The 14,245-nt window shown below is 72.6% G+C and carries 14 protein-coding genes; 5 read left to right on the forward strand and 9 right to left on the reverse strand.

All coding sequences use genetic code 11. The features are described from left to right. The first annotated feature begins 246 nt into the window (after window positions 1-246). Complete coding sequence (locus tag NI25_RS04765; protein WP_061441239.1) at window positions 247-1,758, forward strand: M1 family metallopeptidase; 1,512 nt, start codon at window positions 247-249, stop codon at window positions 1,756-1,758. Between the two features lie 38 nt (window positions 1,759-1,796). Here the strand turns inward: NI25_RS04765 and NI25_RS04770 are convergent, their stop codons facing one another. Then, window positions 1,797-2,282 (reverse strand): macro domain-containing protein, encoded by a 486-nt coding sequence (locus NI25_RS04770; protein ID WP_061441240.1) that lies wholly within the window; start codon window positions 2,280-2,282, stop codon window positions 1,797-1,799. 42 nt (window positions 2,283-2,324) lie between these two features. Continuing rightward, a complete protein-coding gene (locus tag NI25_RS04775; RefSeq protein WP_061441241.1) occupies window positions 2,325-3,794 on the reverse strand; it encodes an amino acid permease in 1,470 nt (489 codons plus the stop codon). 259 nt (window positions 3,795-4,053) lie between these two features. On the opposite strand from NI25_RS04775, the gene NI25_RS04780 reads away from it, so the two are divergent. Beyond that, the gene (locus NI25_RS04780; protein WP_061441242.1) at window positions 4,054-4,800 is read left to right on the forward strand and encodes a MerR family transcriptional regulator; all 747 of its coding nucleotides are present in this window, start codon (window positions 4,054-4,056) and stop codon (window positions 4,798-4,800) included. 33 nt (window positions 4,801-4,833) lie between these two features. Here the strand turns inward: NI25_RS04780 and NI25_RS04785 are convergent, their stop codons facing one another. From NI25_RS04785 to NI25_RS04795, 3 genes are all read right to left on the reverse strand, one after another. Then, entirely contained in the window at window positions 4,834-7,014 is a 2,181-nt protein-coding gene (locus tag NI25_RS04785) for a 3-hydroxyacyl-CoA dehydrogenase NAD-binding domain-containing protein (RefSeq protein ID WP_061441243.1), read from the reverse strand. A gap of 88 nt (window positions 7,015-7,102) precedes the next feature. Continuing rightward, window positions 7,103-8,317, reverse strand: coding sequence for an acetyl-CoA C-acetyltransferase (locus NI25_RS04790; protein ID WP_061441244.1), 1,215 nt, complete (start codon window positions 8,315-8,317; stop codon window positions 7,103-7,105). 11 nt (window positions 8,318-8,328) lie between these two features. Continuing rightward, complete coding sequence (locus tag NI25_RS04795; RefSeq protein WP_061441245.1) at window positions 8,329-9,516, reverse strand: CaiB/BaiF CoA transferase family protein; 1,188 nt, start codon at window positions 9,514-9,516, stop codon at window positions 8,329-8,331. Window positions 9,517-9,723: 207 nt separating this feature from the next. Here NI25_RS04795 and NI25_RS04800 point away from each other — a divergent pair, with 207 nt between their 5' ends. Next, window positions 9,724-10,902 carry a saccharopine dehydrogenase family protein gene (locus NI25_RS04800; protein WP_061441246.1) on the forward strand — a complete coding sequence of 393 codons (1,179 nt, stop codon included), beginning with the start codon at window positions 9,724-9,726 and terminating at the stop codon, window positions 10,900-10,902. Window positions 10,903-10,945: 43 nt separating this feature from the next. Here the strand turns inward: NI25_RS04800 and mmpA are convergent, their stop codons facing one another. Continuing rightward, window positions 10,946-11,092: a morphogenic membrane protein MmpA gene (gene mmpA / locus NI25_RS38285; protein ID WP_061446747.1), complete on the reverse strand. Its 147-nt coding sequence runs from the start codon at window positions 11,090-11,092 to the stop codon at window positions 10,946-10,948. 169 nt (window positions 11,093-11,261) lie between these two features. Between mmpA and NI25_RS04810 the strand changes: the two genes are divergently transcribed. After that, the gene (locus NI25_RS04810) at window positions 11,262-11,456 is read left to right on the forward strand and encodes a hypothetical protein (protein ID WP_061441247.1); all 195 of its coding nucleotides are present in this window, start codon (window positions 11,262-11,264) and stop codon (window positions 11,454-11,456) included. Here NI25_RS04810 and NI25_RS04815 read toward each other — a convergent pair. Then, a complete protein-coding gene (locus NI25_RS04815) occupies window positions 11,444-12,145 on the reverse strand; it encodes an endonuclease V (protein WP_061441248.1) in 702 nt (233 codons plus the stop codon). The genes NI25_RS04810 and NI25_RS04815 overlap by 13 nt on opposite strands. A 42-nt stretch (window positions 12,146-12,187) precedes the next feature. Between NI25_RS04815 and NI25_RS04820 the strand changes: the two genes are divergently transcribed. Beyond that, complete coding sequence (locus NI25_RS04820; protein WP_061441249.1) at window positions 12,188-12,487, forward strand: YciI family protein; 300 nt, start codon at window positions 12,188-12,190, stop codon at window positions 12,485-12,487. A gap of 7 nt (window positions 12,488-12,494) precedes the next feature. Here NI25_RS04820 and NI25_RS04825 read toward each other — a convergent pair whose 3' ends face one another. Together NI25_RS04825 and NI25_RS04830 are read right to left on the reverse strand one after the other, a co-directional pair. After that, window positions 12,495-12,824, reverse strand: coding sequence for a hypothetical protein (locus NI25_RS04825; protein WP_052842262.1), 330 nt, complete (start codon window positions 12,822-12,824; stop codon window positions 12,495-12,497). A gap of 83 nt (window positions 12,825-12,907) precedes the next feature. After that, entirely contained in the window at window positions 12,908-13,954 is a 1,047-nt protein-coding gene (locus NI25_RS04830; RefSeq protein ID WP_061441250.1) for a WD40/YVTN/BNR-like repeat-containing protein, read from the reverse strand. Between the last annotated feature and the right edge of the window lie 291 nt (window positions 13,955-14,245).

Below are 14,245 nucleotides of genomic sequence, written 5' to 3' on the forward strand. Positions count from 1 at the left end.
TTTCCAGTCGGTGAGGCCGAAAATACCCGTCCGCTAGGCCCATACCACGTAAGACGCGGAACTCACCTCCCCGGCGGCGGATATCGCGGTGACCCCGCGTCACACGGCGCGGCGCGCTCGGCGCCGGGGGTGGCTCATGTCGGCCGGATGACGATCGTGTGACCAAGGTGGCCGTGGACACGACAGCGCACACGGGGGCTGAATAGGCTCCGAACAGACTTCGCGGCCCTACCACTTGGAGCTTTCGTGCACCGCAGAATCATCGTGCCGGGCGCACTGGGCGCCGCCTCCCTCATGCTGGCGATCCCGGCGTCGGCGGCGGCCCACTCCCCCGGCGCTCCGGGCATCGGCGACCCCTACTACCCGGCCTACGGCAACGGCGGATACGACGTCTCGCACTACGACCTGCGCCTGAAGTACCAGCCGGCCACCGACCGGCTGGAGGGGACGGCGACGATCCTGGCCCGCACCACCGCGGACCTGTCCCGGTTCAACCTCGACTTCCTGCTGGACGTCGGCGAGGTGCGGGTGAACGGCGCGAAGGCGTCGTTCACGACCTCGGGCGAGCACGAGCTGGAGATCACCCCGAAGAAGCCCCTGGACAAGGGCGCGCCCCTCACCGTGGTCGTCCGCTACAGCGGAGTGCCGTCCTCGAAGCAGGCGTACGGCTTCACCAGCTGGCACCGCACCCCGGACGGAGGCGTCGGCGCGAACGAGCCCGAGGCCGCCTGGTGGTGGTTCCCCAGCAACGACCACCCGCTGGACAAGGCCACCTACGACGTGTCGGTGCAGGTGCCGGACGGCACCCAGGCCATCTCCAACGGCACGCTCCAGTCGACGAGTTCGCGGCTCGGCTGGACGCGCTGGAACTGGCGCTCGGACAAACCGCAGGCCACGTATCTCGCCACCCTGGCGGTCGGGAAGTTCGACCTCACCACGGGCACCACCGAGAGCGGCGTCCCGGTCGTCAACGCCTACAGCCGGGACCTGGGCGCGAACGACGGCGCGGCCCGGGCCAGCGTGGAGCGGACCGGCGAGGTCGCCGACTGGCTGAGCGGGTACTTCGGTCCGTATCCCTTCAACGCCCTCGGCGGCTACGTGCCGAACACCACCACCGGGTACGCCCTGGAGACGCAGACCCGGCCGTTCTACAGCCCGCGGCAGTTCGCCAACGGGTCGAACGTGTCCGTGGTCGTGCACGAACTGGCCCACCAGTGGTACGGCGACCTGGTCTCCGTGCACGGCTGGAAGGACATCTGGATCAACGAGGGCTTCGCCCGGTACGCCCAGTGGCTGTGGTCCGAGCACGAGGGCGAGGGCACGGCGCAGGAACTGGCCGACTACACCTACGCCTCGCACCCGGCCGACGACGCCTTCTGGACGGTGCGGCCCGGTGACCCCGGCCCGGAGAACCAGTTCGACGCCGCCGTCTACGACCGGGGCGCGCTGGCCCTCCAGGCGCTGCGGAACCGGGTCGGGGACGAGGACTTCTTCGCGATCCTGAAGGGGTGGCCCACGAAGCACGCCTACGGCAACGCGTCCGTCGCCGACTTCCAGAGGTACGCCGAGGAGGTGTCGGGCGAACCGCTGGCCACGCTGTTCGACACGTGGCTGTTCCAGCCGTCGAAGCCGGACGCGCCGGCGGCGCCTTCCGAGTCGCTCGCGAAGACGTCCGAGCCGTCCAGGGGCGCCGAGACGCCCGCGCAGCCCCGTTCGTGGCGGAAGATCGCCGCGACGAACGGCGTGCACGGGCACTGAGCCGTGTGAGCGCGTGAGTACGTGAGCGCCTGCCGGTCCTAGGCGGTGTCCCCGTGGTCGTAGACGGTCACGGGGATGCCGCGCCGGACGAGGCGGTCGGATATGAGCGGCTCGACGCGGGACCACTTGCCCCCGGCCAGGCCGCAGCCTATGCGGGGCATGTGCACGGACGCGTCCAGCTCGGCCGCCTTGCCGGCGATGCGGCCGAGGGCCGTGCCGATGGCCTCGTAGCGCACGGGCGCGCCCTTGCTGCCGTGCCTCGTGCCGCGCTGGCCGATCATGTTGGCCACCCACACGTACGGCTCGACCCGGACGAACTGGACGGCGCCCAGTGCGAAGTCGTTGGACGCGCGGCCGCGGTGCCAGGCGCGGTAGGCCGCCTCCGGCTCGGGCCAGCGGCGGGAGACGGCCAGGACGAAGCCCTTGCCCCAGCCGCCCAGGTCGTTGCAGACGTGGGCGATCACCTTGACGCCCTTGACCGACGGCGCGGTGGCGTCACCCCGGACATACCTGATCTCCGACATGACGCCACCGTACGGGCCACCACTGACAGTGACGCCGGGGCGCTACTTCCGCAGTGCCGACAGCTCCTGCCCGGCGTTGCGTGCCACCCGGCGCCGGACGCCGAACCAGCCGGCCACCAGCATCACCGCGATGACGGGCACCAGCAGCACGGTCTTGCGGCCGACCTCCTCGTCGTTCCACATCAGGCCGATCACGGCCAGCAGGAAGGCGATCGTGACGATCTCCGTGACGGGGCTGCCCGGCAGCCGGAAGTGCGGCCGCTCGACCAGGCCCGCGCGCGCCCGGCGCACGAAGACCAGGTGGCAGATCATGATGATCACCCAGGTGCTGATGATGCCCAGGGAGGCGACGTTCAGGACGATCTCGAAGGCCTTGTTCGGCACCAGGTAGTTCAGCCCGACGCCGAGGACGCAGACGGCGCAGGTCAGCAGGATGCCGCCGTAGGGAACCTGGCTGCGGCTCATCACACCGGTGAACTTGGGCGCGGAGCCCGCCATCGCCATGGAGCGCAGGATGCGGCCGGTGGAGTACAGGCCGGAGTTCAGGGACGACATCGCGGCGGTGAGCACGACGAGGTTCATCACGTCACCGGCGGCCGGTACCCCGATGCCCGACAGCACCGTGACGAAGGGGCTCTCGTCGCCCGAGTACAGCGAGCTCGGCAGCAGCAGCGCCAGGAGGACGACGGAGCCGACGTAGAACAGGGCGACCCGCCACATGATCGAGTTCACCGCGCGGGGCACGATCTTGTGCGGCTCGGCGGTCTCGCCGGCGGCGACGCCGACCAGCTCCAGGGCCGCGTAGGAGAAGATCACGCCCTGCATCACGAGGACCACGGGCATCACACCGTGCGGGAGGACGCCGCCGTGATCGGTGATCATGCCGATGCCCGGGGTCTGCCCGCTCACCTCGTGCTGGGTGGCCAGCAGGAAGATGCCGATCAGCATGAAGGCGACGAGGGTGGCGACCTTGACGATCGCGAACCAGAACTCCATCTCGCCGAAGATCTTCACCGAGATGAGGTTCACGGCCAGGACCACCGCCAGGGCGATCAGGGCGAGCACCCATTGGGGGATGCTCGTGAACATGCTCCAGTAGTGCGTGTAGAGCGCGATGGCGGTGATGTCGGCGATGCCGGTGGTCGACCAGTTCAGGAAGTACATCCAGCCGGCGACGTAGGCGCCCTTCTCGCCGAGGAATTCGCGCGCGTACGACACGAAGGACCCGGAGGAGGGCCGGTAGAGCACCAGCTCACCGAGGGCCTTGACGACGAAGAAGGCGAAGACGCCGGCGACGAGGTAGGCGATGGCGAGCGCCGGGCCCGCGTCGCGCAGGCGGCCGCCGGCGCCGAGGAAGAGCCCGGTGCCGATCGCGCCGCCGATGGCGATCATGTTGACGTGGCGGGCCTTGAGGCCCTTGCTGTATCCGGCGTCGCCCGCGTCCGCGGGGATGGTGTCGGCCGCCTGGGGGTGGGTGGCGGCCTGTGCCGTGTCGACGGCGTCCTTGCTCACGGGTGGTTCCACTCTCTGGTGCGCTCGGGCGGGGTGCGCCCGAGTCGTCCGTACGTGTGTCTCGGGCCCGCACCACCCAATGACGCGGCACAGACCAAGACGGCACCTTCCCACGACACAGCGTGGGCATGCGGTGGTTCATGTCACACAGCGTGACTTCTCACAAGATCCGCCGACGGTCTGCACCAGGTGGGCAAAAGGCCTGCGACCGGTGCGGGAGAGGTTTCACAGTATTGGTGAGACAGCGATACTGCTGCACATGACGACGACCGACACCGGGGAGCCGACCCTCACGATCGACGAGCTGGCCGCGCGGGCCGGCGTCACGGTGCGCACGGTCCGCTTCTACGGCACCAGAGGACTGCTGCCGCCACCGGTGCTCGGCCCGCGCCGCGTGGGGCACTACGGCCGGGAGCACGTGGCCCGGCTGGCGCTGATCGAGGAGCTGCAGCACCAGGGCATGACGCTGGCGGCCATCGAGCGGTACCTGAAGCGGCTGCCGGACGACCTGAGCCCCCACGATTTGGCGCTGCACCGCGCGGTGGTGGCCTCCTGGGCGCCGGAGACGGTGGAGCGGGTCACCCGCGAGGAACTGGGCCGGCGGGCGGGCCGCCCGCTGACCGACGAGGAGGTGGACCGCCTGGCGGCGATGGACGTCGTCGTCCGCGACGCCGGAACGGAGGGCGGCGACGGGGAGGACGGGAGCGCCTACCGGGTGGACGCCGGGCTGCTGCGGCTCGGCGTCGAACTGCTCGACGTGCCCTTCTCCCCCGAGACGGTCCTCGCCGCCCGCACGGCGCTCCTGGAGCACTCCCGTGCCGCCGCGCGCGACCTGTCGCGGCTGCTGCGCGACGCGGTCGCCGAGCGGGACGCGCCGGACGTGCGGTCCCTGTCGGCGCACATGCACCCGCTGGTGGTGCAGGCGCTGCTGACCACGTTCCAGCGGTCGCTGCGCGAGGAGCTGCGGGAGTGGCTCGACGAGGGCGGCGCGTGCGGCGAGGACTGAGGCGCGGCCCCGGTCCCCGCCGCGGGCACCGCCTCAGCGTCCGTCGGTGAAGATCTCCCCCTTCTCGGCCTTCTCCACCAGCAGCGCGGGCGGCGTGAACCGCTCGCCGTAGCGGTCTGCCAGCTCGCGGGCGCGGGCCACGAAGCCGGGCAGGCCCCCTTCGTAGCCGTTGATGTACTGGAGGACTCCGCCGGTCCAGCCGGGGAAGCCGATGCCGAAGATCGAGCCGATGTTGGCGTCGGCGACGGAGGTCAGGACGCCTTCCTCGAGGAGCTTGACGGTGTCGAGCGCCTCCGAGAAGAGCATGCGCTCCTGCATGTCCCGGAACGGGATCTCGCGTCCGGGCTCGGTGAAGTGCTCGCGCAGGCCCGGCCAGAGTCCTGCCCGCTTCCCGTCCTCGCCGTACTCGTAGAACCCGGCGCCGCCGCTGCGCCCGGGGCGCTGGAACTCGTCGACCATGCGGTCGATGACGGCGTCGGCGGGGTGCGCGGTCCAGGTGCCGCCCGCCTCCTCCACGGCGCGCCTGGTCTCGGCCCGGATCTTCCGCGGGAGGGTGAGGGTCAGCTCGTCCATGAGGGAGAGCACCTTGGCCGGGTAGCCCGCCTGGGCCGCCGCCTGCTCCACGGACGCCGGCTCGATGCCCTCCCCCACCATGGCGACGCCCTCGTTGATGAAGTGGCCGATGACCCGGGAGGTGAAGAACCCGCGCGAGTCGTTGACCACGATCGGCGTCTTCTTGATCTGCCGGACCAGGTCGAAGGCCCGCGCCAGCGCCTCCTCCCCGGTCCGCTCGCCCTTGATGATCTCCACGAGCGGCATCTTGTCCACGGGGGAGAAGAAGTGCAGCCCGATGAAGTCGCCCTGCCGCTCGACGCCCTCGGCCAGCGCCGTGATCGGCAGGGTCGAGGTGTTGGAGCACAGCAGCGCGTCCGGGGCGACGACGTGCTCGATCTCCTGGAACACCTTGTGCTTGAGCGAGGTGTCCTCGAAGACCGCCTCGATCACCGCGTCGCACCCCGCCAGGTCGGCGACCTCGGCGGTCGGCGTGATCCGGGCGAGCAGCGCGTCGGCCTGCTCCTGACTCGTACGGCCCCTCGACACGGCCTTGGCGCACAGCTTCTCCGAGTACGCCTTGCCCTTGAGCGCCGACTCCAGCGAGACGTCCTTCAGCACGACGTCGATGCCCGCGCGGGCGCACGAGTAGGCGATGCCCGCGCCCATCATCCCCGCGCCCAGCACCGCGACCTTGGTGACCTTGCGGGGCTCGACGCCCTTGGGCCGGTTGGCGCCGGAGTTGACGGCCTGGAGGTCGAAGAAGAACGCCTGGATCATGTTCTTCGAGGTCTGCCCGGCGGCCAGTTCGACGAAGTAGCGGGCCTCGATGACCTGGGCCGTCTCGAAGTCGACCTGGGAGCCCTCGACGGCGGCGGCCATGATGTTGCGCGGGGCCGGATAGGGAGCGCCGTTGGTCTGCTTGCGCAGGTTGGCCGGGAAGGCGGGCAGGTTGGCCGCGAACTTCGGGTGGGACGGGGTGCCGCCCGGGATGCGGTAGCCGGGCCGGTCCCAGGGCTGGGCGGACTCCGGGTGGGCGTCGATGAAGGCGCGGGCCCTGGCGAGCATGTCCTCGGGGCTGTCGGCGACCTCGTCGACCAGGCCGTTCTCCTGGGCGCGGCGGGGGTTGTACTGGGTGCCCTGGAGGAGGACCTTCAGCAGCGCGTCGGTGATGCCGAGCATCCGGACGGTGCGCACGACGCCGCCGCCCCCGGGGAGCAGGCCGAGGGTGACCTCGGGGCAGCCGATCTTGGAGCCGGGGGCGTCCAGGGCGACGCGGTGGTGGCAGGCCAGCGCGATCTCGTAGCCGCCGCCGAGGGCTGCGCCGTTCAGGGCGGCGACGACGGGCTTGCCGAGGGTCTCGATGCGGCGCAGGTTCCGCTTGATGGCCATGCCGCCGTCGAAGAGGTCCTGGGCGGTCTCGGGGGTGACGCGGATGAGGTCGCGCAGGTCGCCGCCGGCGAAGAAGGTCTTCTTGGCGGAGGTGACGATGATGCCGCGGATGGCGTCCTTCTCGGCCTCCAGGCGGTCGGTGACCGCGGCCAGGGAGTCGCGGAACGCCTGGTTCATGGTGTTCGCGGACTGGTCGGGGTCGTCGAGGACGAGGGTGACGACGCCGGTGTCGTCCTGCTCCCAGCGGATGGTGGTGGGCTCGGTGCTCATGAGGTGTGCTCCAGGTGGTCCGTCGTGGCCGTCGCAGCCGTCGTGGCCGAGGCAGCCGTCGTGGCCGTCGTATCCGTCGGGAGGGGGGTCAGATGCGCTCGACGACGGTGGCGATGCCCATGCCGCCGCCCACGCACAGGGTGGCCAGGCCGTAGCGCTTGTCCTGGCGCTCGAGTTCGTCGACGAGGGTGCCGAGGATCATCGCGCCGGTGGCGCCGAGGGGGTGGCCGAGAGCGATGGCGCCGCCGTTGACGTTCACCTTGTCCAGGGACAGGCCCATGTCCTTGACGAAACGCAGGACGACCGCGGCGAACGCCTCGTTGATCTCGACCAGGTCGATGTCGTCGATGGTCAGACCGGCCTTGGCGAGGGCCTTGCGGGTGGCCGGGGCCGGGCCGGTGAGCATGATGGTGGGCTCGGAGCCGGAGACGGCGGCGGAGACGATCCGGGCGCGCGGCCGCAGACCGTAGCGGTCACCGACCTCCTTCGAACCGATGGCGACCAGGGAGGCGCCGTCGACGATGCCGGAGGAGTTGCCCGCGTGGTGGACGTGGTCGATCTTCTCGACCCAGTGGTACTTCTGCAGCGCGACGGCGTCGAACCCGCCCAGCTCGCCGATGTCGGCGAAGGACGGCTTGAGCTTCCCCAGCGAGTCCGCGGTGGTGCCGGGACGCGGGTGCTCGTCGCGGTCGAGGACGGTGAGACCGGCGCGGTCCCTCACCGGCACGACGGAGCGCTCGAAACGGCCCTCCTTCCAGGCGGTGGCCGCGCGCTCCTGGGACAGGGCCGCGTACTCGTCGACGTCGCGGCGCGAGAAGCCCTCGATGGTGGCGATCAGGTCGGCGCCGATGCCCTGCGGGACGAAGTTGGTGGCGAGGTTGGTCATCGGGTCGTTGAACCAGGCGCCGCCGTCGGAGGCCATCGGGACGCGGGACATGGACTCGACGCCGCCCGCGAGCACCAGGTCCTCCCAGCCGGAGCGGACCTTCGCGGCGGCCAGGTTGACGGCCTCCAGGCCCGAGGCGCAGAAGCGGTTCTCCTGGACGCCGGCCACGGTGTCCGGCAGCCCGGCGGCGATGGCCGCGATGCGCGCGATGTCGGAGCCCTGGTCGCCGACCGGGCCGACGACGCCGAGCACGATGTCGTCGACGGCGGCCGGGTCCAGGTCCGGGAAGCGGGCGCGGATCTCGTGGATGAGGCCGACGACCAGGTCGACGGGCTTGGTGCCGTGCAGGGCGCCGTTCGCCTTGCCGCGTCCGCGCGGGGTGCGGATCGCGTCGTACACGTACGCTTCGGTGCTCACTGGCAGGCCTTTCACTGAGGGTTGTGCACTGCGGGGTTCGGGAGGGACGCCCGGGGCGGGTCCTGCTCGCGGGGCAGGTCCCAGTCGCGGGCCACGGACTCGGCGCCGGCGCCGGGCAGGGCCGGCCCGGTGCGTACGGCGGTGGGGGTCGCGGAGAAGCGGGGCGCGGGGGCCGGCTGGGTGATGCCGCCGTGGTCGGTGAAGGTGGAGCGGGCGGCGAGGTGCGGATGGTGCGGGGCCTCGCGCAGCGACAGGACGGGCGCCGTGCAGGCGTCGGAGCCGGCGAAGACGGCCGTCCACTCGTCCCGGGTACGGGACTTGAACCGGGCTGCGACGGCCTCGCGCAGCTCGGGCCAGCGGGACACGTCGTCGCGGGCCGGTGCGAGGCCGGGGATGCCGAGCAGCCGCATGAACTCGGCGTAGAACTGCGGCTCGAGCGCGCCGACCGCCATGTGGCGGCCGTCGGCGGTCTCGTAGGTGCCGTAGAAGGGGCAGCCGCCGTCGAGGAGGTTGGCGCCGCGCCGGTCCTGCCAGCCGCCCGCCGCGAGCATGCCGTGGATCATCGAGGAGAGGTGGGCGGTGCCGTCGACGATCGCGGCGTCCACGACCTGGCCGGTGCCGCTCGCGCGCGCGTGGTGCAGGGCGGCGAGGACGCCGACGACCAGGTAGAGGGAGCCGCCGGCGTAGTCGCCGAGGAGGTTGGCGGGGGCGGGCGGCGGTGCGTCGGGGGCGCCGATCATGCCGAGGGCGCCGGTGAGGGCGATGTACCCGATGTCGTGCCCGGCGCGCTGGGCGAGCGGGCCTTCCTGGCCCCAGCCGGTCATGCGGCCGTAGACGAGGCGGGGGTTGCGGGCGTGGCAGTCCCCCGGGCCCACGCCGAGCCGTTCGGCGACGCCGGGGCGGTAGCCCTCGATCAGGACGTCGGCGCGTTCGGCGAGGTCGAGGACGCGGGCGGGGCCGTCCGGCGCCTTGAGGTCGACGACGACGGAGCGCTTGTTGCGGTTGGTGACGTCGTGGGCGGGATCGATCCCGAGTCCGGGACCGCCGGGACGGTCGACGCGCACGACGTCGGCGCCCAGGTCGCCCAGGAGCATGGCGGCGAAGGGTCCGGGACCGATGCCGGCCAGTTCCACCACGCGCACGCCGGTGAGCGGGCCGTCGGCGCCCGGCGTCCGCGTCGGGGTCTTCGCTTGCGGCATGCAGCCCCCAGCTCTGTGACACAACCGATGTAACACCAGTGATGCTAAGAACGTGTTCCACTGGACACAAGACCCGGGCGAGCAAGCGCTTAGCCAATTGTGGTCGAGGCGCCTCGCCGGGCCGCGCGCTCCTCACGCTAGCCTCAGCCACCGGCAACGGCGCGTGCTGCGGGCCCAGGGGTTGCCGACGGGTGACGGAGGGATGTCATGAGCAGGCTGAAGGCGGCCGACCGGCCGTACGACATCGTGCTGTTCGGGGCCACGGGTTTCGTCGGCGAACTGACGGCGGAGTACCTCGCCGCGCACGCGCCCGAGGGGCTGCGCTGGGCGATCGCCGGCCGCGGCGAGGACAAGCTGCGCCGCCTGCGCGACCGGTTGCCGGCCGCGGCGGACGTCGGCGTACTGCTCGCGGACGTGGCCGATCCGGACTCGCTGCGCGAACTCGCCGCGCAGGCGCGCGTGGTCGCCACGACCGTCGGCCCCTACGTCCGCCACGGCGACGCTCTGGTCGCCGCCTGCGCGGACGCCGGGACGGACTACCTCGACCTCACCGGGGAGCCCGAGTTCGTGGACCTGACGTACGTGCGCCACGACGCCCGCGCACGGGAGACCGGCGCCCGGCTGGTGCACGCCTGCGGCTTCGACTCCGTCCCGCACGACCTCGGCGTGCACTTCACCGTGGGGCAGCTGCCGGAGGGAGTGCCGCTGACCGTGGACGGTTTCGTGCGCGTCGGCGCCGCCTTCTCGGGCGGAACGCTCGCCTCCGCGCTGGGCCAGTTCGCGCGGGGGCGCCAACTGCGGGCCGCCGCGCTGGAACGCCGGCGGCACGAGCCGCGGCTGGTGGGCCGCCGCGTGGCGACGCCGACGGGGGCGCCGCGGTTCGCCGGGGAGGTCGGCGCGTGGGCGCTGCCGCTGCCGACCGTGGACGCGCAGATCGTGCGCCGGTCCGCGAAGGCCCTGGACCGCTACGGACCGGACTTCCGCTACCGCCACTACGCGGCCGTGCGGCGGCTGCCCGTCGCGGTGGGCGGGGTGGCGGCGGTGGCCGCGCTGGTGGCGGCGGCCCAGGTGCCGCCGGTACGGCGCCGGCTGTCCGGCCGGCTCGCGCCGGGCGAGGGACCGAGCGCCGAACGGCGGGCGCGGAGCTGGTTCTCGGTCCGCTTCGTGGGCGAGGGCGGCGGCCGGAAGGTGTTCACCGAGGTGTCCGGCGGCGATCCCGGGTACGACGAGACGGCCAAGATGTTCGCCGAGGCGGCGCTGTGCCTGGCCCTCGACACCCTGCCGGTGACGGCCGGGCAGGTCACGACGGCCGTGGCGATGGGCGAGGCGCTGACCGAGCGGCTGCGGGCGGCGGGCATCGGGTTCCGGGTGGCCGCGAGCCGCTGAAGGACCCCGCGAGGCGGTCGGAGGCCGGGTCCACAGGCCGTGTCTACCCGGCCCACGCGGCGATCGTGCAGATCATCCCGCCCATCCAGGCCAGCCCCGCACCCACCGCCAGCACGAGGCCCGCGACCACGGCCCGCTCGACGGGCCGGCCGGGATCGCCCGAGTTCTTGGGTGCACGGTGTGTCGTCATGCCGCCCACCCTGCCGGTGCGGCGGGATGCGGCACATCCGTACGGGTACTCAGACCCGGCTGAGCCCCCGAACCGCACGATTTGAGACTTCTCGTGCACTCCCCTCCACGCGAGCAGGCCCAGTGTGCGGCGAAGTGCCAAATAGGACTTCAATGAAACCCTTGAAGGCATGAAGTTCCTTCTCGAAGTCACCATGGACGACGGCGCGCTCGCCGAGGACCCCGCGGGTGAACTGCAGCGGATCCTGCGGTACTGGGGCGGCAACCTGAAGCACTACGGCATGAGGCCCGGAGACGGCTCCGCGGTCTACGACTCGGCCTACCGGGAGGTGGGCCGCTGGAGCATCGAGGGTCAGGCCGGATAGGCGGCCGTCCGCAGGGCCGCGCGGCACAGCGCGTCGGCCCTGCGGGTGGTCTCCGGCAGCCGGTAGGCGGGCGTCAGGGCCAGCGTGTGGGCGCAGGCGTTGCCGAGGCTCACCCGGTGCCCGACGGAGACGAACACCGGCTTCACGGCGTCGCGGGTCCGCACCGCACGCCCGACCTCCTCGGTGCCGGCGAGCAGCGGGGAGGTACTGCCGCGCGGGGCGTCCGGGTCGTCGTACGTGAAGGTGAACGGGTTCTTGGCCACGCCGATCGTGGGCAGGCCGGTGAGGACGCCCAGGTGGCTCGCGAGGCCGAAGCGGCGCGGGTGGGCCAGGCCGTACCCGTCGCACACCACCAGGCCGGGCGGGCAGGGCAGCGCCTCCAGGGCGGCGAGCACGGTCGGGATCTCCCGGAAGGCGAGCAGACCGGGCACGTAGGGGAAGGAGATCCGCCCGACGGCCGTGGCCTCGGCGACGACGGCGAGGGTCGCGGCGTCCAGCACGACGGCGGCCGCCGCGACGACGTCGCGTTCGTCGTCGTAAGCGACGTCCACGCCGGTCACCCGGCCGGTGCCGGGCGGCGGTCCGGGCTCGTCGAGCACCACGCGGGCGCGCAGTTCGTCCTGGACTGCGCGGGCCCGTTCCTCGGTCGCCGGCCAGTCGGCGGGGATCTGCACGGTCGCGGTCGTCATGGTGGCCGCAAGCCTACGGCAGCCCCGAGTAGGCTCACGATCATGTTCGTACTGGAGCTGTCCTACACCGCCCCGCTCGAAGCCGTCGACGCCGTGCTGGAGGAGCACGTGGCCTGGCTCGACGGACTGTACGAGGAAGGCGTGTTCCTGGCGTCCGGGCGCAAGGAGCCCCGCGACGGCGGGGTGATCCTCGCCGTCGCGGGGGACCGTGCGCGGATCGAGGAGATCACCGCGGGCGACCCGTTCGTCAGGGCCGGCGTGTGCGCGTACCGCGTCACCGAGTTCGTCGCCACGAAGACGGCGCCCGCGCTGGAACGCTACCGGGAAACGCTCGCCCGGTAGCCCCGGCTCACTTGCCGAGCGCCTGGCGCAGCTCGCCCTTGTTCATGCTGGAACGGCCGTGGACGTCACGGCGCTTGGCCTCCTGGTACAGCTGGTCGTAGGTGGGTCCCTGAGGCCCCTGCCGGTTCCCGGACCGCTGGCCGCCACGCTTGCTCGGCGACTTGTCCTGCGTGGACGTGCGGCTGGCGGTCTTCGACTCGCCGGACTGCGCGCGCTCCTTGTTCACCGTGCGCGCCGCGATCTCCTTGGCGCGGCCGGTGCTCTCGCCGCGGTCCTTCGCGCTCTTCTTGATGTGCTCGTACTGCCGCTCCCGTTTGGAGCTGGAACCGCTCGGCATGTCCGCTCACTTCCTCTCGCGTACGGCTCACGTACAGCGAACGGTTACCCACGTTACGGACAAACACCCCGCCCCGCCCGGCGTCAGCGCTCCAGCCGGGCGACCCGGCCCTGCTCGCCCGCGGCCCAACAGCCCAGGTCCGGGGTGCAGTCCACGGTGTCGTAGGACCCGGTGTCGACGGTGCGCCAGGTGCGGCCGCCGTCCGTGGTGAGGTCGGTGCCGGCGGGGCCCACGGTGAGGGCGGCGGTGCGGCTGTGCGGGAGCCAGGCGACGCCGGAGCGGTAGGCCGGCGGCGGCCGGTCGGCGGGGCGCCAGGTGCGGCCGGCGTCGGCGGTCCGGGCGGCGGCCCGCGGGGAGGCCTGCTCGGGGCGGTAGTCGCCGCCGACGGCGAGGCCGTGGGCGCGGTCGCGGAAGGCGAGGGCGAAGACGCCGCGGGCGGGGTCGCCGGCCGGGATCGGGGCGTCGGCGGCCGTCCAGGTGAGCCCGCGGTCGGCGGAGTGCAGCACGCGCGCGTGGGCGGCCCCGCCGGTGGCGAGCCACACGTCCCTCGGCCCGGCCGAGACCAGGCACTGGCCGCTGGCCGCGAACCCGGCCTCCCCCGGCTGAGCGGCCGGCATCCCGGCGTCGGGCAGCACCTTCCACGAGCGGCCGCCGTCACTCGTCGACAGGATGCGGAACTTCCCGTCCACCGGGTCGCTCATGGCGAGGCCGTGCCGGCGGTCGAAGAAGGTGAGGCAGTCGTAGAAGGCCCGCGCGTCGGTGTTGCGGAAGGACTCGGTCCAGGTCGCCCCGCCGTCGTCGGTGCGGTACACCCGGGACGCCTCGCCCTCGCCGATGGACAGGGCGACGGCCCGGCGGGCGTCGAAGGCCTCGATGTCCCTGAACTCCAGTTCGCCGGCGCCGGGCGGGGAGACGTCGCGCCAGGTGTCGCCGCCGTCGGTGGTGCGCAGGACCGTGCCCCCGGTGCCGGCCACCCAGGCGGTGTGCCGGCTGACGGCGGCCAGCCCGCGGAACCGGACGTCGGAGACCCCGGTGTCCTTCACGTCCCACTGCGGCCGCTGGTGCGCCTGGGCGGGTACGGCCGTCAGCGCGGCCAGCGCCGCCGCGCAGACCGCCCCCGCGAGCGCCACCCGCCCCGTACGCCTGCCGCCGGCTCGAACGGGCCGTACCGTGCGTCGCGTGCTTCCCAAGCGCCTCATGGCGGGCGAAGCTAGCCCACCGTCCGGACGCCGTCCAGAGGGCGCCGGCCGGCGCCGGCCGGTGCCGCCCGCCACGCGCGCGTGGCACACGAGTGCCGCAAGTGCCCTTCGGGGCACGCGGGGAGAGCCGTGTCACTCCCGGGTCGCCCCGGGCATGAACGCGGTGACAGAGGTCACTCGCTCGTCGTGTGCACGGATGGGCTGATTCCGACGTCTCTTCCA

Source organism: Streptomyces sp. CCM_MD2014 (genome assembly GCF_000772045.1).
Lineage (GTDB): Bacteria > Actinomycetota > Actinomycetes > Streptomycetales > Streptomycetaceae > Streptomyces > Streptomyces salinarius.